Annotated in this window: 18 protein-coding genes and 1 pseudogene; 11 read left to right on the top strand and 8 right to left on the bottom strand. The window is 48.9% G+C overall.

Annotated features, from left to right (window positions below):
- Nucleotides 1–20 precede the first annotated feature (20 nt).
- Nucleotides 21–773 (top strand): exodeoxyribonuclease III, encoded by a 753-nt coding sequence (locus tag QVO66_RS06905; protein WP_288172712.1) that lies wholly within the window; start codon nt 21–23, stop codon nt 771–773.
- A gap of 872 nt (nt 774–1,645) precedes the next feature.
- Here the strand turns inward: QVO66_RS06905 and QVO66_RS06900 are convergent.
- The 6 genes from QVO66_RS06900 to QVO66_RS06875 are packed head-to-tail and all read right to left on the bottom strand — an operon-like array spanning nt 1,646 to nt 7,729.
- Nucleotides 1,646–2,758, bottom strand: a complete 1,113-nt coding sequence (locus tag QVO66_RS06900; RefSeq protein WP_288172710.1) for an ABC transporter permease — start codon at nt 2,756–2,758, stop codon at nt 1,646–1,648.
- 10 nt (nt 2,759–2,768) lie between these two features.
- Entirely contained in the window at nt 2,769–3,872 is a 1,104-nt protein-coding gene (locus QVO66_RS06895; protein ID WP_021854713.1) for an ABC transporter permease, read from the bottom strand.
- A gap of 49 nt (nt 3,873–3,921) precedes the next feature.
- Complete coding sequence (locus QVO66_RS06890) at nt 3,922–4,662, bottom strand: ABC transporter ATP-binding protein (RefSeq protein WP_021854712.1); 741 nt, start codon at nt 4,660–4,662, stop codon at nt 3,922–3,924.
- Nucleotides 4,659–5,600: an ABC transporter ATP-binding protein gene (locus QVO66_RS06885; RefSeq protein ID WP_021854711.1), complete on the bottom strand. Its 942-nt coding sequence runs from the start codon at nt 5,598–5,600 to the stop codon at nt 4,659–4,661. The genes QVO66_RS06890 and QVO66_RS06885 overlap by 4 nt, the downstream gene beginning before the upstream one ends.
- Nucleotides 5,581–6,471, bottom strand: coding sequence for an HlyD family secretion protein (locus tag QVO66_RS06880; protein ID WP_021854710.1), 891 nt, complete (start codon nt 6,469–6,471; stop codon nt 5,581–5,583). The genes QVO66_RS06885 and QVO66_RS06880 overlap by 20 nt, the downstream gene beginning before the upstream one ends.
- A 4-nt stretch (nt 6,472–6,475) precedes the next feature.
- The gene (locus QVO66_RS06875) at nt 6,476–7,729 is read right to left on the bottom strand and encodes a TolC family protein (protein ID WP_021854709.1); all 1,254 of its coding nucleotides are present in this window, start codon (nt 7,727–7,729) and stop codon (nt 6,476–6,478) included.
- A 250-nt stretch (nt 7,730–7,979) separates the two neighbouring features.
- On the opposite strand from QVO66_RS06875, the gene QVO66_RS06870 reads away from it, so the two are divergent.
- Nucleotides 7,980–8,891: an AraC family transcriptional regulator gene (locus tag QVO66_RS06870; protein ID WP_021854708.1), complete on the top strand. Its 912-nt coding sequence runs from the start codon at nt 7,980–7,982 to the stop codon at nt 8,889–8,891.
- Nucleotides 8,892–9,040: 149 nt separating this feature from the next.
- Here the strand turns inward: QVO66_RS06870 and QVO66_RS06865 are convergent, their stop codons facing one another.
- Nucleotides 9,041–9,610, bottom strand: a complete 570-nt coding sequence (locus QVO66_RS06865; protein WP_021854707.1) for a DUF4738 domain-containing protein — start codon at nt 9,608–9,610, stop codon at nt 9,041–9,043.
- Between the two features lie 211 nt (nt 9,611–9,821).
- Between QVO66_RS06865 and QVO66_RS06860 the strand changes: the two genes are divergently transcribed.
- On the top strand, nt 9,822–10,502 hold the full coding sequence (locus tag QVO66_RS06860) for a DUF4230 domain-containing protein (protein ID WP_021854706.1): 681 nt from the start codon (nt 9,822–9,824) through the stop codon (nt 10,500–10,502).
- Nucleotides 10,486–11,142: a DUF4230 domain-containing protein gene (locus QVO66_RS06855; RefSeq protein WP_021854705.1), complete on the top strand. Its 657-nt coding sequence runs from the start codon at nt 10,486–10,488 to the stop codon at nt 11,140–11,142. The genes QVO66_RS06860 and QVO66_RS06855 overlap by 17 nt, the downstream gene beginning before the upstream one ends.
- 28 nt (nt 11,143–11,170) lie before the next feature.
- Here QVO66_RS06855 and QVO66_RS06850 read toward each other — a convergent pair whose 3' ends face one another.
- Complete coding sequence (locus tag QVO66_RS06850; protein WP_021854704.1) at nt 11,171–11,869, bottom strand: aromatic aminobenezylarsenical efflux permease ArsG family transporter; 699 nt, start codon at nt 11,867–11,869, stop codon at nt 11,171–11,173.
- Between the two features lie 362 nt (nt 11,870–12,231).
- Here QVO66_RS06850 and QVO66_RS06845 point away from each other — a divergent pair.
- The 7 genes and pseudogenes from QVO66_RS06845 to QVO66_RS06815 all read left to right on the top strand — a co-directional run.
- Nucleotides 12,232–12,510 (top strand): annotated as a pseudogene (locus QVO66_RS06845) (serine acetyltransferase); the annotation flags it as partial.
- Between the two features lie 99 nt (nt 12,511–12,609).
- Nucleotides 12,610–14,106, top strand: coding sequence for a THUMP domain-containing class I SAM-dependent RNA methyltransferase (locus QVO66_RS06840; RefSeq protein ID WP_021854700.1), 1,497 nt, complete (start codon nt 12,610–12,612; stop codon nt 14,104–14,106).
- A gap of 2 nt (nt 14,107–14,108) precedes the next feature.
- Nucleotides 14,109–16,307, top strand: coding sequence for a S9 family peptidase (locus tag QVO66_RS06835; protein WP_021854699.1), 2,199 nt, complete (start codon nt 14,109–14,111; stop codon nt 16,305–16,307).
- A 27-nt stretch (nt 16,308–16,334) separates the two neighbouring features.
- Nucleotides 16,335–17,603, top strand: a complete 1,269-nt coding sequence (gene purD, locus QVO66_RS06830; protein WP_021854698.1) for a phosphoribosylamine--glycine ligase — start codon at nt 16,335–16,337, stop codon at nt 17,601–17,603.
- Between the two features lie 270 nt (nt 17,604–17,873).
- The gene (locus tag QVO66_RS06825) at nt 17,874–18,800 is read left to right on the top strand and encodes a hypothetical protein (RefSeq protein ID WP_021854696.1); all 927 of its coding nucleotides are present in this window, start codon (nt 17,874–17,876) and stop codon (nt 18,798–18,800) included.
- Nucleotides 18,788–19,240 carry a YqaA family protein gene (locus QVO66_RS06820; RefSeq protein ID WP_021854695.1) on the top strand — a complete coding sequence of 151 codons (453 nt, stop codon included), beginning with the start codon at nt 18,788–18,790 and terminating at the stop codon, nt 19,238–19,240. The genes QVO66_RS06825 and QVO66_RS06820 overlap by 13 nt, the downstream gene beginning before the upstream one ends.
- 261 nt (nt 19,241–19,501) lie before the next feature.
- The gene (locus QVO66_RS06815) at nt 19,502–22,819 is read left to right on the top strand and encodes a DUF2723 domain-containing protein (protein ID WP_021854694.1); all 3,318 of its coding nucleotides are present in this window, start codon (nt 19,502–19,504) and stop codon (nt 22,817–22,819) included.
- Nucleotides 22,820–23,004 lie beyond the last annotated feature (185 nt).

Genomic DNA, 23,004 nt, shown 5'->3' with positions numbered 1-23,004 from the left:
CCCATATAAAACCATTCATCATTATGAAGCTAATTTCATGGAATGTAAACGGACTGCGGGCCTGTGAGGGAAAAGGTTTCAGCGACATATTCAAACAGCTCGACGCCGACTTCTTCTGTCTTCAGGAAACAAAGATGCAGGAAGGACAGCTCGACCTGAAGTTTGACGGCTATGAGTCTTACTGGAACTATGCCGAGAAAAAAGGCTACTCCGGCACAGCCATATTCACTAAACATAAGCCGCTCAGCGTAAGCTACGGACTCGGAATAGAGGAGCACGACCACGAAGGACGCGTAATAACTCTCGAGATGGAAGATTTCTACATGATAACCGTATATACGCCAAACTCTCAGGACGGACTGAAGAGGCTTGACTACAGAATGAAATGGGAAGATGACTTCCGCGAATATCTCATGCGCCTCGACAAGTTGAAGCCCGTAATAGTGTGCGGCGACATGAACGTGGCTCATAAGGAAATCGACCTGAAGAATCCGAAGACAAACAGAAAAAACGCCGGATTTACCGACGAGGAGCGCGACAAGTTCAGCCAACTGCTTGCAAGCGGCTTTACAGACACTTTCCGCTACTTCTATCCCGACAAGGAAGGCATTTACTCATGGTGGTCTTACCGCTTCAAGTCGCGTGAAAAGAATGCAGGCTGGCGTATCGACTACTTCGTCGTGTCAAACCGCCTGACAGAAAAAATAAAATCTGCAAGCATCCACACCGAGATATACGGCTCCGACCATTGTCCGGTTGAACTTGTGCTGTAAAACACTCATTATTATTGAATAGCAGGCTAAATCTGTCTTTAGATTTAGCCTGCTTTTTTATTTTCTATAAAGAACACTGAAACCAAAACTGCATTAACGACAAATAAAGCTGATAAAGCTACTCGCATAAACAATAATATTGTAATGCGATATGCCACCTTTTGCCGTGCGAAAGACGGCATATTGCGATGTGAGACATGGCATATCAGGATGCAAAAGGGGACATATTGGAAAAATGAGGAGCGTTGTTTGGATAAATAACAATATGACAAGAACGGGGGGTAATGATGATAATGTCATAAAAATCTGATATTCACAACACGGCATTAAACTAAAATTTTTAATGACATTGTCAACCAATAACAGTTATAAGTTTAACTGGAATCAACCTTAATCAGGGAAAAAACGGTGTGAAGTCAACCGAAATCAGGAAAGGACACATGCGGAGAAAAACAAAAAAGTTTTTCTGAAAAACTCATCACTCGTCACATCGGCATATAAATATCTGTAACACAACAAGATAGAGTGTGACGAGTTGGATTTTCAACTCATCACATTATGGCATTTTTATCTCCAAAATGCCTTTTGTGACTTTGGCTGACCGGGATTTTCACTGCAGTGTGACGAGTTGAAACGCCAACTCGTCACACTGCAACATATTGACAATCAACATGTTAAAAGCAAATGTGACGAGTGACGAGTTTTTTTAGGAAAAAGTATTATACTTATTGCTCTACAGATTTTATCAACCATTGTTCTATCGAACCGAGACATCCAAAGGCCTTAATAAAAGGATGCAGCAAACACGATAGCGGCAGGGCGGAACGGCGGCTGAAAGATAAAGCCAGGTACCGCATGCCACGCTGAAAAGGCTATGCACTCTTCTTGTAGCTGCATATAGCCCATGTCCACGATACGGCGGCATAAGCCAGCATGGCAAAGAACTGCATCTGAAGGTCGGCAAAGCCGCTGCCTTTAAGATAGAGCGCGCGCAGCACCTCGATGAAATAGCGCAGCGGATTGACATAGGTGATGAGCTGCGCCCACTCGGGCATGGCAGACACCGGCGTGAGCATGCCGCTCATAAGGATGAATATCACGAGGAAAAAGAACATAAGCAAAGCTGCCTGCTGCATGGTGGACGAATAGTTGGACACTATCAGACCAAGACTCGACACGATGAGCAGAAACAAGGTGGCATAGAGAAACAGCAACAGGATGCTGCCCGCCGGGAGCATTCCGTAGATGAGCCACGCAAGAAACACTGACCACGCAAGCATGAACAGACCTATGAGCCAGTAAGGTATCAGTTTGGAGAAGATAAAACTAAACCGCCCCACCGGCGTTACGTTTATCTGCTCTATCGTGCCGCTCTCCTTCTCGCCGACGATGTTCAGCGCAGGCAGAAAGCCGATAAGCAGCGTGAGCAGCATGGCCATAACAGCCGGAATCATGAACATCTTGTAGTCGAGCTGTCCGTTATAAAGAAACCTCGGCCTGACATCTGCTCCGGCAAGGCTCACGCCCGAAGCATCAATGCCGTGCTCCTCGCCAAACTGCGCTGCATAGTCGGCTATTATCTGAAGCATATATGCCTGAGCCAGCATGCCCTTCATGCCGTTGACGGCGTTGGCCTCAACATTAATGTCTGCCACGCCCGTCTTTACAAGATTCTGCTCAAAGTCGTGCCCTATCTCAACAGCCACGTCGGCACTGCCGCCGTCTATGCTGCGCATGGCTGCCGAATGACTGCCGCAATAGTCTGCCAGCGAGAAATATGCCGATGCGTCTATCTTCTGCACAAGACGCCGCGAAAAAGAACTGTGGTCGTTGTCGACGACACAGAACTTAAGGTTCTTTATCTCCTGATTGGCGGCAAACGGAACCACTATGAGCAGGACAAGAGGCAGCATGACAAACAATCTGGGCAGAATGGCGTTGCGCCTAATCTGCAAAAACTCCTTCTCTATCAAATATCTTATCACCATAACGCAGTTATAATCTTACTTTAAACAATTTAAGAGATACGCCAAGCAAAACCGCCTCCATGACAGCCATTACGGCAGCGTCGGCAGCCACATAAACGGCATCTGCCCCCTGAATCATCAGCTTGCGCGCCGCGTCGATATACCACCGCGCCGGAACAATGGCCGAGATGTCGCGCAGAACTGCCGGCATGCTCTCGAGCGGAAACACGAGTCCTGACAGGTAGATGGTGGGCACGATGAGCAGCAGCGACAGTATCATGGCCGCAATCTGCGTGCTGACAAGCGTAGAGATGAGCAGTCCGAGCGTGAGCGACACGAGTATGTAGAGCAGCGTTACACCGAGAAAGCATATCAGGCTGCCCGCCATGGGCACATGCAGCATATAGAAAGCCAGCAGCAGTATTGCCGCAAGGTTTATGCAGGATATCACGAAGTAAGGAACGAGCTTGGCAAGGATGATGCAAGCCGGCGGCAGGGGCGACGCCAGAAGCACCTCCATGGTGCCGCTCTCCTTCTCGCGCACGATGGCTATGCTGCTCATCATGGCGCAGATAAGCAACAGAATCATGCCTATAACGCCCGGCACAAAGTTGTATTCGCTCTTCTGCTGCGGATTGTAGAGCATGCGCGTAACGGGAACTATCGTGAAGCCACGGCCTACGGCATCTCCCACGACATCGCTCTTGGCTGCCGCAAGCACCTGCTCGACATACTGCACACGCACGGCAGCCTGGTTAGGCTCACTGCCGTCGGCAAGTATCTGCACACGGGCATCGCCGCCATGGCGAAGATTGTCGGCAAAGCCGCTCTCGAAAATCACCGCCACATCTATGTCGCCGCGCCTGAACATGGTTTCAACCTCCGGACGGCTGTGAGGCGCGGCTGCCATGACGAGATAACGGCTGGCGGCAATATGCCCGCAAATCTTAGACGTAACAGCGTCGTGAGACAAGTCGAGCACTGCCACGCGAACATTCTTAACCTCTGTGGTGACGGCATACCCGAACAGCACTATCAGCACTACGGGATAAACCAGCAGGATAAGCATGGTGCGCCAGTCGCGCAGGATATGGCAAAACTCCTTGTGGACAAAAGAAATAAACCGTCTCATATCATATAATTATCATTAACACGAAAAACAATACTGACTCCGCCCAGCCCTAAGTGCGCCTGGCCCTGCGGGCAAGACTGAAAAACACATCATACAGACTGTCGGCCCCGAAGCTCTTTTTGAGCGCAGCAGGAGTGTCGAGAGCCTCAATCTTTCCGTCTACCATTATTGACATTCGGTCGCAATATTCGGCCTCGTCCATATAGTGAGTGGTGACAAACACAGTTATTCCGCGGTCGGAAGCCTGATATATCTGCTCCCAAAAGCGGCGCCGGGTAACAGGGTCGACGCCTCCCGTAGGCTCATCAAGGAACACTATCTCCGGCTCATGGAATATGGCAAGCGCAAAAGCCAGCTTCTGTTTCCAGCCGAGCGGCAATGACTTTACAAGAGAGTTGCGCTCGCTCTCGAGCCCCAAGTCGACAAGCATGCCGGCAGTACGCTCGGCTATCTGTCTGCGCCCCATGCCGTATATGCCGCCGAAGAGTCGCATATTCTCAGCCACGGTCAGGTCGTCGTAGAGCGAAAACTTCTGACTCATATAGCCTATGTGGCGCTTCACCTGCTCTGCCTGCGAAGCAACGTCGAAGCCTGCCACCACTGCCCTGCCCTCCGACGGGCGGCTCAGACCGCAGAGCATGCGCATGGCCGTGGTCTTGCCGGCACCGTTGGCACCGAGAAATCCGAATATCTCGCCGCGTCTTACGCTGAAGGATATATGGTCAGTGGCAACAAAACTGCCGAAGCGCTTTGTAAGGTTTTCTGCTATTATAACTTTTTCGTCTGTCATTTTTCTGATGTTTTCATTAATGCCATAAAGCAGTCTTCAACCGAAGGGCTTATCTCCGTTATGCCGACTTCGGCGTAGCCCTTTGCCGTGAGCCACGAGCGCAGGGCGTCAGGGGTTGCACCTGGCGCGAGCGTAACATGATAGGCTGCACCGAACGAGAACGAAGTGGCAACGAGCGGACATGCCTTCAGTCCGGTCATAAGCCCGTGCATGTCGGCAGCCATGACAGCAAACAGCCTGTCGGCATAAGCCTCAACAATGCCGACAGGCGTGTCGGTCTGCATAAATCGGCCGCCCTGCATAAGCGAAATGCGGTCGCACCACGACGCCTCATCCATGTATGGCGTTGACACAAGCACGGTTAGTCCGTGTTCATCGCGCAGTTTTTTCAGCATGGTCCAGAACTCCCGGCGCGACACAGGGTCGACACCCGTTGTAGGTTCATCGAGGAACAGCACTCGCGGAGCATGGATAAGGGCGCAGCAGAGCGCAAGTTTCTGCTTCATTCCGCCCGACAGCTTGCCCGCCCTGCGGTCCTTGAAAGGCTCTATCTGACGGTAGATATCAGCCACAAGGGCATAATTTTCCTCAACAGTAGTATTGAACACAGATGCAAAGAACTTTAGATTTTCCTCTACCGAAAGATCCTGATAGAGCGAGAAGCGCCCCGGCATGTAGCCTATGCGGCGGCGTATGTCGCGATAGCCGGCCACGACATCAAGTCCGTCTACGCCAGCTTTGCCCTCATCAGGCAACAGCAACGTGGTTAGTATGCGGAAAAGAGTGGTCTTGCCGGCGCCGTCGGGACCGATGATGCCATAAATCTCGCCCTCGTCAACGCTGAATGAGAGTTGACTGAGAGCCTCAGTCTTGCCATATTTCTTGCAGAGACCGTCGGCCCATACTATGCCCCCGGCATCAGAACCTGACGTCGCCATACATTCCTATTTTAATTAGACCGTCGGTGTTTCTTACAGAAATCTTCACAGCGTAGACGAGATTTGAGCGCTCGTCGCGGGTCTGTATAGTCTTGGGAGTAAACTCCGCCTTGTCTGATATCCACGTTATCACGCCCTGATACTCGCGGCGCTTGTCATCGCCCTCGTCGGCATACACCCTGACTTTCTGCCCTGTCTTTATCGAATTGAGCTGACTGGCTGTTACATAAGCCCTGAGTTTCATGTCGACGACATCGGCTATCTTAAACAGAGGCTTGCCCGTTGTGGCATACTCGCCCTGCTCTGCGTACTTCTCGAGCACCGTGCCACTGATGGGCGACACGACATGACACTTGCGCAACTGGTCGATAACCTCGCGGCGCTGTATCTCTGTGGCAGTCATCTGACTGTTAAGACTGCTTGTGCTCTTGCCGAGCGACGACTGCTGAGCGGCAAGACGGCGGCGCAGCACACGCACGTTGCTCACTGCATCGTCGAGCATCTTGCGGTTGGCGGCATTGTCCTTCACCAGAGCCTCATAGCGGCGCTGCTCAGCCTCGGCCTTGGCCAGTTCCTGACGCGTGGCTGCTATCTGTGTCTCTATGTCCGGACGCTGCGTGGCATACACATCCTTTGTGGCACCGAGCTGCAAGGCGCGCAACTGGAGCTGAACGGTGTCGATTAGTCCGACCTGACTGCCGGCCTGAAGGCGGTCGCCCTCTTCTACGGTGAACGAGAGCAGGCGGCCGTTCTGCTCGGCAGAAACTATCACCTCTGTGGCCTCAAACATGCCCGTGGCGTCATAGTCGGAACTGCCCGAAGAACATGCCGCAAGGGCCACGGACAAGAATATAAATGCAAACTTTTTCATACGGCTAAAAGTTGTTTATGTTTTTAAGTTTATATATTTCCTGTAAAAGCTGTATCTCATGAAAGGCCTTTGTGAGCCTTGCCTCGCTCACGGCATTGATGTCGCGCAGCATCTCGTTGACGGTCTCGGTGCCGTTTGCCACCTTGACATCAGCCTTTGAGCGTATGTTTTCACGCAGGGCTATTATCTCGTCGTCCTGACTGATCTGGCGGCGCAGACTCTCTATGTTGCCGCGCTGCAGCTCGCTCTGCAGGCCGGTATTGAAGAGAAAAGCCTCACGCTCGGCCTGTATGTTGAGTCTTTCGGTCTCAATCTTGCGCTTATCGTTGGCACGTGTATACAGACTACCAAAGTTCCACGTAAGCGTTGCGCCAACTTTATAATAAGCCTCAAAGCCGTTTTTAAGCATGTTAAGTGCCGGATTGCCATAACCGCCCTGCAGGAACAGACCTAAACGCGGGCGCAGATACGTGTCGAGACTCTTGAGCTGCTGGTCGAGCAGACGGTTCTGCGCACTGTAAAGGGCGAGTTCAGGACGATTGTTGACCATGCCCGAAACATCCGACTCAGCCGGACGGACAAGGCTCACGCTGCCGGATAGCGGCTTGCCGATGAATGTTGAGAGCATCTTCAGATAAGTGGCACGCGACGTAACAAGACCCGTTTCTGTCTGAACGGCCTTCACCTGCTCCACCTTAACGGCGTCAAGGTCGGTCTGGTTGGCCACTCCCCCGCGCACCATTCCGCTTATAGCCTGATAGCTCAGCGACAGGTCGTCTTGCAGAAGCCTTACCTGTCTTATCTGTTCGTCAAGGAGCAATATGCCGAAATAAAGCTGATCTATGCGCTCGTAGACATCATAAATGGCCACGTTGACCTGCTCACGCTCCACGTCACTGCGCGCATCTTCAAGTCTCTTCGATGAGCTGACGCTGCCGCCGTCGTAAATCTGCTGACTGACATTAACGCTGACGTCATACTGGTCTTTAGGAAGCGGACTGATTTCTACGCCCGGTATGTCTACCGGAAGCCGCGTAACCTCGCTCTGATAAGAGGCGCGGGCATTGAGAGAAACCTGCGGAAGCCATGCCTTGGAGGCATTGCTCACCGACAATGAGCGACTCTGCTCAACCAGGCGAAAACGCTTTATGAGCGGATAATTGGCCCGGGCGAGCTCCCTGCACTCGTCGAGCGTTATCTGAGAGAAGGCCGACACGAACGACAAGGCCAACGCAATAAAAACAATTAAACGTTTCATATCACTGTTATTCACATATAATTAATATTTCATACCAATAAGCCCGTTGCAAGATGTAGCAACTAATGCAATACAGGCAACTAAAAGAACACAGTGCAAAGGTAGCAAATAATAACACTACAAGTATTATCCTATAAAGCTATAAAATGTCCCTTTTGTACTTAAAATATCGTAAAAAAGGTGTAGATATGAGTATTTTATTGCCTTTATTCCACATTTTCATTATTTTTGCACTCAAAAAATACGTTTTATGAAGACAAACAACATGTATCCTGAACGTTTTTCATTCTCCGAGATAAAATCCATGCTAGGAAATATCGACGAGCAGAAAAACGCACTACAGATTATAGGCCGCGACGTCGGCATGCTGCGCACAGGACACAAGCTGTTCAGTAACCTGCTTCAGACAGGCACACCTTATATTATAGAAGACTGCCGCCTGGCATTTATCAAGGCGGGAGAAGCCAGCATAACGATAAACCTGAGAGACTATAAACTGGAGAAAAACTCGATAGCATTCATAGGAAGAGGGAGCATAATACAGGTGAACCACTTTTCGAATGACTTCGAGATGTGCGGCATGATGATAAGCAACGAGAAGATGAACATGGTGTTCAGCGGAAAAATTCCGGGCGAATACAACCGCAACGCCTATAACTTTGTGGCCACACCAGGACAGAGCGACATAAACATTGCCGACAGGATGTTTCTGTCGGCATGGGAGATTGCACGACAGAAAGACTGTCCTGACGAAACTATAGACGGGATAATATATTCGCTGATCCACTACTATAAGTTTCTGAAAAACAAGCACAACGACACCGACGAACACAACAAGCCCCACAACAGGGAGATGTTCGACAGGTTTATACAGCTGGTGAGCACCTACAACAAGAAGGAGCACGCTCTGTCGTTCTATGCCGACAAGATGTGCGTAACGCCGCGCTATCTCGGCGTTGTGATTAAGGAGACCAGCGGAATAACGGCAAAAGAATGGATAGACCGCGCGCTGATAACCAACGCAAAGATTATGCTGAGATACGGCAACACACCGATAGCGCAGATAGCCGAGGAGCTAAACTTCCCCAACCCGAGTTTCTTCTGCAAGTTCTTCAAGCGCATAACCGACATAACTCCGCATGAGTTCAGACAGCGGAAATAGCCAATCAGACCGGCATACATATTCTGCAAAAATACAAAAGCATACCTTTCACACTGCAAAAGGTATGCTTTCGGCATGTAAAAGGCCGTCTTTTAGGAGCTAAAAGACGGCCTTTTACAATCTACTGATTATCAATATGTTACAACAGTCTATACACCTTCATCCTCATAGTCGGGCTGATCGCTGTTAGAGTCGATGCGCGAGTCTTTCCGAATGCTCACTCCTCCTGTACGCGAAATAGTGATGATGAGCGGCACATAGTCGTCGCTGAGCACGTCGGGGGCACCCACACTGGCTGCAAATTTCAGGTTGTCGCCGTCTGCCTTCTCAAGCACGATGCCGAGCAAGGCGCTCTTCTTGGCATACTCTTCACCGATATATGACGAGAAATCAGACTTGGTGAACTTGCGGTTGAAAAACTCTGACCCGTCAGGGCGTACGACGCTCAGCGTTATAACGTTGTCGTAATACTTGTTGCCGCTGTCGTCTACAATCAGCGGCAGACCGGTGTCTGACCTGCGGCTTATCTTGACATTATAAGAACTTCCTATCCAACTCACGGCATCCTCATAATCAGAATTCTGCATCTTCACAGGAGCTGAGGGCGCCTTCTTTACAGGTTTATGGGCAATGATGTTGCTCGGCTGTTTCTTCTCGCTGCAAGACACGGCGGCGACCGACATCAGCGCCATAAAAATCAATGTGTGCGTTAATTTCATTTCAGTATTTTAAGAATTACTCGTGCAAAGATAATGCAAATAGCACGAAGAACAAAATAAAAATAATTAAACGAGCCTTAAATTTGATTTGACGGTTACACAATGAGAAAAACAAACGGGCTTTAACATCAAAATAATATAAAAGACGCAAAAAAATAACGGTTGAATGACGCCGTAATTATAACTTTTTTGATTAACTTTGTAATCAAGTATGAAAACAATAATATTATATCTGGCACTCGCGGCAATGATGCTTACGGCATGCACAGACAGAAAGCCCGTGAAAAGAGAAGCCGAAAAGATAGACACCATACCTGTCATGGTGATGCAGATAAAGAAATGCGCCAAGCTGTACACGGCTGAATATCAGGTGCACAAGATTGTAACGCACGACGACCAGGTGAAGCTGAAAGGCTCGTTCCTGCAGCAGAAGTTCGACTTCTCCGTGCCGCTCACGACGAGAAAGATAGCCATACCGATAGACGCCACGCTGAAGGCATATATCGACTTCGGCAACTTCTCTGAAAAGAACGTAAGGCGCAACGGCGACAAGATAGAGATAATACTGCCCGACCCGAAGGTTGAGCTGACCGGAAGCCGCATTGACCACAACGAGATAAAGAAGCACGTGTCGCTGATAAGGTCGAACTTCAGCGACGCCGAAATGGCCAACTACGAGAAACAGGGACGGGCGGCGATAATCAGCAGCATACCGCGGCTGGGCATACTCGACATGGCCAAGGAGAGCGCAGCGCATGCCCTGATACCAATGATAACCAAAATGGGATACAAGGAGGAGAACATAACCATAACGTTCAGAAAGAAATTCACCGACAGCGACCTGCCGATGATTCTTGAAAATAACACTATCGAAAATGGAAGAATTCAATAATAACTACCGCCGCAAAAGGAGCAAATGGGCCAGCATGTGGCTGATGATAGGACGCCTGAAGCTATCTATAATATTCATCGTCATCCTTGTAGCCATCATTGCGTCGGCATATCTTGTCAGGTCGTGCAGGGGCAACGAGGCCACGGTATACGTAGACGACAAGATCGACATAACGCCGACACAGGTGCTGGCGATGAAAGAGATAGGCGAATGGGAGTTTCTGTCTATTGAAAACGAGGAAATGATAGACACCGTGAGGAAAGGCTTCTTTAAAGACGACGAGCTGATACGCATATACTACGGCACACTGCGCCTCGGATTCGACATGAGCGAAGCCAAGGCCGACTGGATAAAAGCCGACAAAGACACGCTCGTGATAACCCTGCCGAAGATAAAGCTGCTCGACGAGAACTTCATAGACGAAGCCCGCACAAAATCGTTCTTCGAGTCAGGCTCATGGAGCGACAAGGACAGGGCCGACATGTATAAGCGCGCCTATGCAAAAATGAAGGCAAGATGCCTTACAAAAGAAAATATAGAAAACGCACAGGACAACGCCAAAAGGCAGTTTACGCAGATGCTGAAGGCCATGGGCTTTGAGCATGTAAACATAAGCTTTGAAGGAAATCAGGCACGCTGACACCGGAAAGACCGACAGCCGGAAGGCATCAGAAGAACAGGCAGAACACTCCTGCCCCGATAAACAGGACGCCCACGCCGACACTGACCCAGCGCTGAAGAACATGCATGCGCTCCTTCATGGCCGACAAGCCGGCAAGGCCGTAAGCCACAGCCCAGGCCATAAGCACCGTAGGTATGGCTGTGGCAACAGAAAAGACTACGGGCAGCATGAATCCGCCGTGCGACTCGACAGAAAGAGGCATGAGCATGCCGAAATAAACCACGGCACTCTCTGGACAGAACGACAAGGCAAGAAGAAGCCCCAGAGCCATGCTGCCTCCGGCCCCATGGAAGCGATGTCCGCGTGAATGCACATTGGGACAATGCTCATGGCGGTGGATCAGATGGCCGAGCATGAAATATAATCCGATGACTATGAGCACCGGAGCCAGCAGACGCTCGCCCCACTCGCTGAACCAGTGGCCCAGCGACAGCATGTCGGCACCGTTGCGCAAAACAACGATAAGCACCATGCCAAGCACCGAATAGGCAATCATCCGGCCGAAGGTGTAGAAAAGTCCGTTAAGAAACACTCGGCGACGGTTAGCCACATCGCGCGCAATATAGCCCATGGCTGCAATGTTGGTGGCAAGCGGACAAGGGTGAAGTGCCACTATAAGACCAAGCAAAAACGCCGTCAACAAAGGAAACTGAGTATGCTCTATTATGCCGTGTATCCAATCCATATCATCTGAAAATAATAAGAATAAAAAACAAAAACAAGCCTGAAAACCATGCAGCAGCTTGCCACATTAAGCATAGGCATCGCTTTTCGGCATGCAAAGATAATGCAAGTTGAGAGCAGAACAAAACAAATTTGGCTGTTTTTTGACAAAGCCGGCCCGACAAGTTGTATGCCAGTCAATGTCAAAACATATAAAAACAAAAGCTAAACAGCATGACGCCACATGCCGCGAAACCGCACGGACAAGCCACATGCAACATCATATAACGGATATGAAAAAGTCAAACGGAATAAAAGTAAAAAAAATTTGGCTTTTAATTATAAATGAATTAATTTTGCAGAAATTATAGATATAAAAATTGCATGAGCACTGATAATTTAACGAAGATTCTCACCACGACAACAGAACGACTGTCAAAGCCGGAATCTCATAAGGAATTATTTCACCGGCATCGTGACGGGGATCGGCTTCCTTCAGGCAAGACGCTTAAAGAAATCATAGAGCTTTCGCGTTCTATCTTGTGTCCCGGATATTATGGGAAGCCGACGGTAAATATCAGAACAATCACATATCATATCGGAATTAACATAGAGCGGCTGCACAAGTTGCTGTCTGACCAGATTGCAGCAGGCCTGTGCTTTGTAGCCCAAAAGACATAGAACTGCAAAAAAGGAAATATAAAAAATCAAATTAACCCAATAAAACAACCACTCGCAAAATAACAAAGAAAAACCTTTATAATGGAACAAGAATTTGAACTCATCGCCAAAACGTTCATGGGTCTGGAGCCCGTTTTGGCACAGGAGCTGACAGAGCTTGGAGCTAACAATGTGCAGACAGGACGACGCATGGTGTCGTTCACCGGTAACAAGGAAATGATGTATCGGGCTAACTTTCAGTTGCACACGGCAATAAGAATTTTGAAACCTATTGCACACTTCAAGGCAGACACGGCCGACAAGGTGTATGACGAAATAAAGAAAATAGACTGGACACAGTATCTCGACCTGAAAAAGAGTTTCTCGGTTGACTCGGTTGTGTTCTCTGAGGAATTCAGACATTCCAAATTTGTGTCTTACAAGGTGAAAGATGCCATAGTAGACCAGTTCCGCGAAAAATTCGGAAAGCGTCCTAACATATCAGTGGCCAACCCGGACATTCGCCTGAACATGCACATCGCCGAAGACCAGTGTACGCTGTCGCTCGACTCGAGTGGTGAAAGTCTTCACAGAAGAGGATACAGACAGGAGTCTGTCGAGGCTCCTCTCAATGAGGTTCTCGCTGCCGGAATGATTCTTATGACCGGCTGGAGAGGCGAAACAGACTTTGTTGACCCGATGTGCGGATCGGGAACTCTGCCTATAGAGGCTGCCCTGATAGCCCACAACATGGCCCCAGGTCTGTTCAGAAAGGAATATGCCTTCGAGAAATGGCCCGACTTTGACCGCGACCTCTTCGACCAGATTTACAACGACGACTCTAATGAGCGCGAATTTACTCACCACATATATGGCTATGACATCGACCTTGCAGCCGTTACAAAGGCGCGTCTCAACGTCAAGGCTGCCGGCATGACAAAATGCATAACCATAGAACAGGCTGACATAAAGAACTTTAAGCAGCCTGCTGAAAAGGCTATAATGGTGACAAACCCGCCTTATGGTGAAAGAATATCTACACCCGACCTGCTGGGAACTTACCGCACTATAGGCGAAATACTGAAACATCAGTTTAAAGAGAACGATGCATGGGTGCTCAGTTATCGCGAGGAGTGCTTCGACCAGATAGGCCTGAAACCATCAATAAAGATACCTCTCTACAACGGTTCGCTTGAGTGCGAATTCCGTAAATATCAGATATTTGACGGCAAGCTGAAAGACTTCAGAAGCGAAGGAAACATCCTGAAGACCGAAGAAGAGAAACGCGCCATGGCCGACAAGCACCGCTTCAAGAAAAACCGCGAGTTCAAGAAGCGCATTGAAGAGGAAGATGACAACGAGGAAGGCGACATCCGCACGTTCAAATTCCACAAGATTTCGTTCAAAGACAGCGGCGACGGCGGACGCGAGCGCAGAAAAGGCGGCCGTGAGCGCAGAGACTTTGACGACCATAAGGATTTTAGCTACGACAAGCGCAAGGGCCGCAACTTCGACGACAACGGCGACAGGGGCGGACGCAAAGGCGGAAAAGGCTATAAAGACAACAAAGGCAAACGCGATCACCGTAAAACGTTTTGATTATGAAACATAAGAATATTGCGGCTTTAGCCAAATTGGGTTTATTTTCATTACTGATGATGCTAACAACAACAGCTGTAAATGCCCAAAAGCAGTTTACGCTCGAAGATCTTAACTTCGGCGGCAAAAACTACCATAACATGGTGCCTAAGAACAGGTATCTTACATGGTGGGGTGACCAACTCGTGAGAACAGACACGGAAGAATGCAGCCTGGTCAACAAGAAAACCGGCAAAGAGACCGTGATGTTTACTGTTGACGACATCAACAAATGGGCCGGAACAGACGACAGCACCAAAATCCGTCACCTGTTCTATGCCTCATTCCCCTATCCCGAAAAATCACTCGTACTGATCAACGGCAAGAAAGAGCGCATGCTCATCGACTTCAAGTCGAAAAAGGTTGTATGGCGCCAGAGCTGCGAAGGCGAAAGCAACGCAGAATGGAACGCCGCATCAAGAGCTGTTGCTTTTGTAAAGGATGACAACCTGTTTGTTACCGACGGCGAAGGCAAAACCACTCAGCTGACAACCGACGGAAGCAGGGAGATTGTTTACGGACAGAGCGTACACCGCGATGAATTCGGAATATATAAAGGCACATTCTGGAGTCCCGACGGACAGAGTCTAGCTTTCTACCGCATGGATCAGAGCATGGTTGCCGACTATCCGCTCGTTAACATCGACACACGCATTGCCACAGAAACGCCAATAAAATATCCTATGGCGGGAGAAACAAGCCATAAGGTTACAGTGGGCGTTTATAACCTGAAGACAGGAAAGACAATATATCTGAAAGCAGGCGACCCAACAGACCGCTATTTCACAAACATAGCATGGAGCCCCGACTGCAAGAAGGTTTATATGATAGAGCTTAACCGCGACCAGACCGACATGGCGCTCGTAAGCTATGACGCAACAACAGGCAACAAGCTCGAGACTCTCTATAAGGAACATAACGACAAATATGTTCATCCGGTAACTCCTATCACATTCTTGCCTTGGGACGACAGCAAGTTCATACTGCAGAGTGAGAAAGACGGATACAACCATCTGTATCTGTTCAATGCCAAAGGCGAGCAGCTCAAGCAGATAACAAGCGGCAAATGGCTTGTACTTGAACTCGTAGGATTCAACGAGTCGAAGAAAAGCGCAATCATACTTTCAACAGAATGCAGCCCCATCCAGAACAACCTTTATATGGTTAACATAGAGACCGGCAAGCGCACTCTGCTTGACAACGGCAAAGGCTTCCACGCTTCAACACGCGGCGCAGGCGGACATTGTGAGATGATTCTGTCAAGCACCGGAAAATATCTTTATGACAACTACAGCGAACCAGACGTACCGCGCAAGATAAACATTGTAAGCACAGGCGACGCTAAAAACGTCAACTATTTTACAGCTGCCGACCCATGGAAAGGCTACAATGTACCTGAATATTCTTGTGGAACCATCAAGGCTGCCGACGGCACCACAGACCTGTATTACAGAATGGTGAAGCCGATAGGCTTTGATCCTAACAAGAAATATCCTACCGTTGTATACGTCTACGGAGGCCCCGGCATACGCAACGTGGAGGCACGCTGGCACTATGCGAGCCGCAGCTGGGAAACATATATGGCTCAGAAGGGCTATCTGCTCTTCATCCTCGACAACAGAGGTTCGTGCGACCGCGGACGCGACTTTGAGCAGGCAACATTCCGCCACCTTGGCGTAGAGGAGATGAAAGACCAGCTCAAAGGCGTAGAATATCTGAAGAGCCTTGCTTATGTAGACACCACACGCATGGGAGTTCACGGCTGGAGTTTCGGCGGATTCATGACAACATCGCTCATGACCACCTACCCCGACGTATTTAAAGTAGGCGTTGCAGGCGGTCCGGTAATCGATTGGAAATGGTATGAAGTGATGTACGGCGAGCGTTATATGGACACACCGCAGGCCAACCCTGAAGGTTATGCAGAAACAAGCCTGATAAACAAAGCAAAGAACCTGAAAGGCAAACTGCAGATAATAATAGGCACGGTTGACCCGACTGTAGTTCCGCAGCATGCCATCTCATTCCTTAAGGCTTGCATCGAGGCAGGCACGCAGCCCGACTTCTTTGTATATCCCGGTGAGGGACACAACATGATGGGTCATCAAAGCGTACACCTGCATGAAAGAATAACACAATATTTTGAGGATTATCTAAAGTAAAAACGATAAACAAATCTTATCATAAAAATGAAGATATTATTATTGGGCGGAGGCGGCCGCGAACATGCACTGGCATGGAAAATAGCTCAAAGCGACAAAGTTGAGAAACTATATATTGCTCCGGGCAATGCCGGAACAGCCAATGTAGGCGAGAATGTTGACATAAAGGCTGACGACTTCGGATCACTGAAGGAATTTGCCGTAGAGAAAGGCATCAACATGGTTGTTGTAGGACCTGAAGATCCTCTGGTAAAAGGCATCTATGATGAATTCAAGAATGATGCACGCACAGCCAACATCCCCGTCATCGGTCCGTCAAAGCAGGGAGCTGTTCTTGAAGGATCAAAAGATTTTGCCAAAGGATTCATGCAGCGCCACAACATACCGACAGCAAGATACCAGACATTCAACGGCACAAACATTGAGGAAGGACTGAAATTTCTCGAAACGCTCCAGCCTCCATATGTTCTAAAGGCCGACGGCTTGTGTGCCGGCAAGGGTGTTCTTATTGTTCCGACACTTGAAGAAGCCAAGAAAGAATTCAAGGAAATGCTCGACGGAATGTTCGGCAACGCATCGGCAAATGTTGTAATCGAAGAATTCCTGAGCGGTATCGAATGCTCAGTATTTGTACTGACAGACGGCAAGAACTATAAAATTCTGCCTGAGGCAAAAGACTACAAGCGCATAGGCGAACACGACACAGGCCTCAACACCGGCGGAATGGGCAGCGTAACTCCTGTGCCCTTCGCAACAAAAGAATGGATGCAGAAGGTTGAAGACCGCATCATACGCCCGACCGTAGACGGACTTGCAGCAGAAGGCATCGACTATAAGGGCTTCATCTTCTTCGGTCTTATTAACGTAAACGGCGACCCGATGGTTATCGAATACAACTGCCGCATGGGCGACCCAGAGACTGAGAGCGTGATGCTGCGTCTGAAGAGCGACATCGTAGACCTCTTTGAAGGCGTGGCCAACGGCGATCTCGACAAGCGTGAAATTGAATTCGACGAGCGCGCAGCCGTATGCGTAATGCTTGTAAGCGGCGGATATCCCGAGAAATATGCCAAGGGCTACACCATCAGCGGCATTGACAAAGTTGACGGAAGCATCGTGTTCCACTCCGGTACTGCCATCAAAGACGGCAATATCGTTACGGCAGGCGGACGCGTGATAGCCGTAAGCTCTTACGGAAAAGACAAGGAAGAAGCCTTGAAGAAATCGTTTGAAGAAGCTCAGAAGATTGAGTTTAAGGACAAATACTTCCGCAGCGATATAGGACAAGACCTCTAGACGGAAGGTAACATTGAAGGTCAAGACGGTGTGTCAAAATATGTAGTTACAGGAAAAGGCTGAAATAAGTTCGTGCCCGATGAGCAGAAACAAAACAAACAGCCCGTTAAAACAGCTTTACATCTGCCTTAGTTACAAGGGAAGACTGTTAACAAATAACGGAAGCATCCTTTAACAATATTTTGTCACACCATCTTCTATTATTATAATAATGTGTTCTCATTGGAACATATATTTCCATTATAATTAAAGAATTTAAGGTTTTCAGAAGTGGTAAAAAGATTACAGAACAAAATAGCGGGAAGCCGCTTCGCACTGCCGGTGACGGCAGTTTATTCAATTATGATATGGCTGGCAGGCGGCCTCATCGCAAATCAGCTGTATCTTCATTTCCTGTTGTTCGGACTTTCTGCCTATTTGATGGTCGAACTCAACAACAGCAACTCACTCATACGCATCTACAGCCGTATGGTTTCCTGTTCGTTTATGGCACTTACGCTCATGTCTGCTTTTCTTTTCGATTCCACAGACGTGTGGGTCGTCCAGTTTTGTGTTGTTGCCACATATCTTATTCTGTTCAAATGCTATCAGAACAAGCGCTCGCAAGGCTTGGTGTTCTATGCATTTTTCTTCATCGGCATTGCCAGCATCTTTTTCATTCAGATATTATACTTCGTACCATTCCTATGGATAATGATGCGTGCCAACCTCATGTCGTTCAGCATGCGTTCGCTCCTGGCGTCACTCATCGGCATAACAGCGCCATACTGGTTTCTGTCGGGGTATTTCATCTTCAACGGCACGGCCGACCTCCTGCTCGCCCACATAGAGTCGATAGCTCAGTTTGCATCGCCATTCCAGTTTGACTTCAGCAATTATCACGTAATAGCTACTTTTGCTTACATCACGATTATCGCCGCAATAGGCAGCTTCCATTTTCTGCGCAACAGCTATAAGGACAAGATAAGAACCAGGATGATTTATGAGATTCTCATAACAATGACAGCCATAACCTTTGTCTTTATAATATTACAACCGCAGCACATAAAGCCGCTGTTAAGCATCATGACAATAAGCACGAGCATACTGGCAGCCCACTATATAGCACTGACAAACACAAAGCTGACAAACATCACGTTCTGCTGCCTGACAGCAGGTACCTTAGCACTAACAGCATATAACTTATGGATTCCCTAATAGAAATTCTGACAAACTACGGATATGTAGGAATGCTGATTTCTGCATTCCTTGCGGGCAGCATATTCCCCTTGAGCAGCGAGGTGGTTATGCTTGCGCTTCTTGCTGCCGGACTCGACCCGTGGCAGCTGGTTATTTACGGCACAATAGGCAACGTGCTCGGAAGCATGCTCAACTATGGCATCGGCATGCTCGGACGCATAGACTGGATTGAAAAATACCTGCACGTGAACAAAAAAGAACTCGACAGAGCCAAACGGTTCATGGCCGGACGTGGCGCATGGATGGGCTTTTTCTCCTTTCTTCCGGTCATAGGCGAAGGCATAACAATAGTACTCGGCCTGATGCGGTCTAACGTTGCCATAACCGTCATAAGCGTTATAATCGGAAAATTTCTGCGATATGCGCTCATCATCTACGGCGTTGAAATTTTCGTGTAGCCAAGAGTAGCGGTGCATATATGATAATGCATTGAATATCAAAAAGTTACGCGCACAACTATAAAGCATACACAGCACATATTGACATGCCGCGAGATGCGGCAGAGGGCCAAAAGCCACACAACATGTTATGCCTTAGGCAGTTACACAAACTCAAGATAATATTAAAACAAATTAATTTATTTTGTTTTATCTCTGATTTACATTATCTTTGCACGTATTTTATTGAAAATTGAAATTCATAAAAAACAGTTATATTCAATGAAACAATTTAAATTAGTGGACAATATTCTAGGCTGGTTAGCTTTTTTTATTGCAGCCTTCGTATATTGTAGCACCATTGAGCCGACAGCCAGTTTCTGGGACTGTCCGGAGTTTATTACAACAGGGTATAAGTTAGAAATCGGTCACCCGCCCGGTGCACCTTTCTTCATGCTCACAGCCAATCTGTTCTCTCAGTTTGCCAGCGACCCGTCGCAAGTGGCCCTCATGGTGAACACTATGAGCGCACTTCTCAGCGCAACATGTATTATGTTCCTCTTCTGGACCATAACACACCTGACACGCAAACTTATTCTGAAAGACTGGAGCCAGCTGACAACAGGCAAGCTCATTGCCATTGAAGCCAGCGGCCTTGTGGGAGCATTGATATATACATTCAGCGACACATTCTGGTTCAGTGCCGTTGAGGGTGAGGTTTATGCCTACTCTTCAGCGTTCACGGCCATTGTGTTCTGGCTCATATTAAAATGGGAAGACCATGCCGACGAGCCTCACAGCGACCGCTGGCTGGTGCTTATCACCTACATGACCGGACTGAGCATCGGTGTCCACCTGCTCAACCTCCTTTGTCTTCCGGCCATTGTTCTGGTGTTCTATTACCGCAAGTTCCCCAATGCCAACCTCAAGGGTTCTCTCATAGCCCTCTTCATATCGTTTGTGCTTGTTGCAGCCATCCTCTACGGCGTGGTTCCGGGCATCATCAAGGTTGGCGGATGGTTCGAGCTGTTTTTTGTCAACGTGCTGGGCTGCCCGTTCAACACCGGCGAGATTATCTACATCATACTGCTCGTGGCCATCGTCATATGGGCTATCTATGAGAGCTACAACAACAAGAACCAGAAGCGCGAGAACATTTCGTTCCTGCTCTCTGTTGCCATGCTCGGCGTGCCGTTCTACGGTTTCGGCATATCTGCCTTCATCATCGGCGTAATAGTTCTTGCTGCCCTGTGGTTCGTACTCAAATGGAAGCGCGGCAAGGAGCTGCTCGTAAGCTCACGCATCAAGCACACAGCTCTGCTGTGCATGCTTATGCTTATGATCGGATATTCAAGCTATGCCCTCATCGTCATCAGGTCTTCGGCCAACCCGCCTATGGACCAGAACTCTCCCGAGGACATCTTCACGCTGGGAAGCTACCTCAGCCGCGACCAGTATGGCGACAGCCCGCTGCTCTTCGGACAGGCTTACACCTCTCAGGTGCAGTTTGACCGCGACGGCGAATACTGCAAACCGCGCATGAAGCAGGGCGCACCTATATATCAGCGCAAGGAGAAAGCTTCTGCCGATGAAAAAGACTCTTACTTCATAGTTCGCTATAAGACCGACTACATCTATGCACAGAACATGGTGTTCCCGCGTATGTGGGATGCCGCACACGCTAGTGCATACGAGAGCTGGATGGGCGGAGTTGACGGCACACAGGTGCCTTACGACCGCTGCGGCGAGCCTATAACCGTGAAGATGCCTACACAGATGGAGAACATACGCTTCTTCCTGTCTTATCAGTGCAACTTCATGTACTGGCGCTACTTCATGTGGAACTTTGCCGGACGTCAGAACGACATTCAGGGCAACGGCGAACTTGAGCACGGCAACTGGATCTCTGGTATTCCGTTCTTCGACAACTGGCGTCTGGGCGACCAGAGCAAGCTGCCTGATGACCTGAAGAACAACAAGGGACACAACGTGTTCTATTGTCTGCCGCTGCTGCTCGGTCTCATCGGTCTGTTCTGGCAGGCTTACCGCGGACAGCGTGGCATACGCCAGTTCTGGGTAGTGTTCTTCCTGTTCTTCATGACAGGTCTGGCCATCGTCATATATCTTAACCAGACACCTATGCAGCCGCGTGAGCGCGACTATGCGTATGCAGGCTCGTTCTATGCTTTTGCCATCTGGTGCGGTATTGGCGTTGCAGCCATCATCGATCTTCTGAAGCGACTCAACATCAACGGCACTGCCGTGTCTGCAATAGTGTCTTTGCTCTGCCTGCTCGTTCCTATACAGATGGCAAGCCAGACATGGGACGACCACGACCGCAGCGGACGCTACACATGCCGCGACTTCGGACAGAACTATCTGATGTCAATGCAGGACAAGGGCAACCCGATTATATTCACAAACGGAGACAACGACACATTCCCGCTCTGGTATAATCAGGAAGTTGAGGGAGCAAGGACAGACGCACGCGTCTGCAACCTGAGCTATCTGCAGACCGACTGGTATATCGATCAGATGTGCCGCCAGGCTTACAACTCTCCTTCTGTGCCTATCACATGGCCGCGACTCGACTACTGCTCAGGCACCAACGAGTATGTTGAGGTTGTACCCGAACTGAAGCAGCAGATTCTCGACTTCTATAAGACTAACCCGAAGGAGGCAAAGGCCACATTGGGCGACAATCCGTTTGAAGTAAAGAACGTCCTCAAGCATTGGGTACGCGACGGCAAGGACGACATGCACGTCATACCTACCGACACGCTGTATCTGACCATTGACAAAGAGGCCGTAAAAAAGAGCGGCATGATGATGGCGAGCGACTCTATACCTGATCAGATGATCATCTCGCTCAAAGGCAAGAACGCTCTTTACAAAGGCGACCTGATGATGCTCGAGATGATTTCACAGTGCAACTGGACACGTCCTGTCTACGTGGCTATCACTGTTGGTCAGGAAAACTATATGAACCTTGGCGACAACTTCATACAGGAAGGTCTGGCTAACCGCATTACACCGTTCACGACAAATGCTCCGGGCATGAAGAACTTCGACACAGAGCGTGTTTACACCAACCTTATGACACGCTTTAAGTTCGGCGGTCTCGACAAGAAGGGCATCTATCTCGACGAAACAGTGATGCGCATGTGCTACACTCACAGACGTCTCTTTGCGCAGCTTGCGCTCAACCTGATACAGGAGGGCAAGAAAGACAAGGCTGCCAAGGCCCTGGCATATGCAGAGAAAGTCATACCGGCATACAATGTGCCGATGAACTATCTCAGCGGTGGTATCGACATAGCCAAGGCTTACGCCCTGCTGGGCAACAAGGCAAAGGCTAAGGAGGCCATCAACTCAGTGTTCAAGAACGCACACCAGTATATGGTTTGGTACAACTCGCTCAGCGGAAGCCGCTTTATGCAGTCGCAGCAAGACTGCATGATGCACCTCTACGTCATGAACTCTTGCATCGACATAGCCCACATGATAGACAACAAATGGGCTGAGAGCCTCATGAAGCAGTTTAACGCCGACGCTGCCACATATCAGAGCAAAGGCGGACGACTGATGGGCGAAGAATGATTTATAATTGATAATTGAGAGTTGAGAATGGATAATTATGATTGCTCTCACGACCTTTAAGCCGACTGTCAAAGAGTTGGCTTAAAGGAATATACGAGAGAATACCTCTAAAGACAAATCATAATTGGCTTACGTCGAGCTTAATTTCTCCATTCGCGACTCTCAATTATAAATTTGAATAAACT

Origin of the sequence: Prevotella sp. CAG:255 (genome assembly GCF_000431195.1) — a bacterium.
GTDB classification, from domain to species: Bacteria; Bacteroidota; Bacteroidia; order Bacteroidales; family Bacteroidaceae; genus Prevotella; species Prevotella rara.
This window is presented reverse-complemented; position numbering and strand designations above follow the sequence as displayed.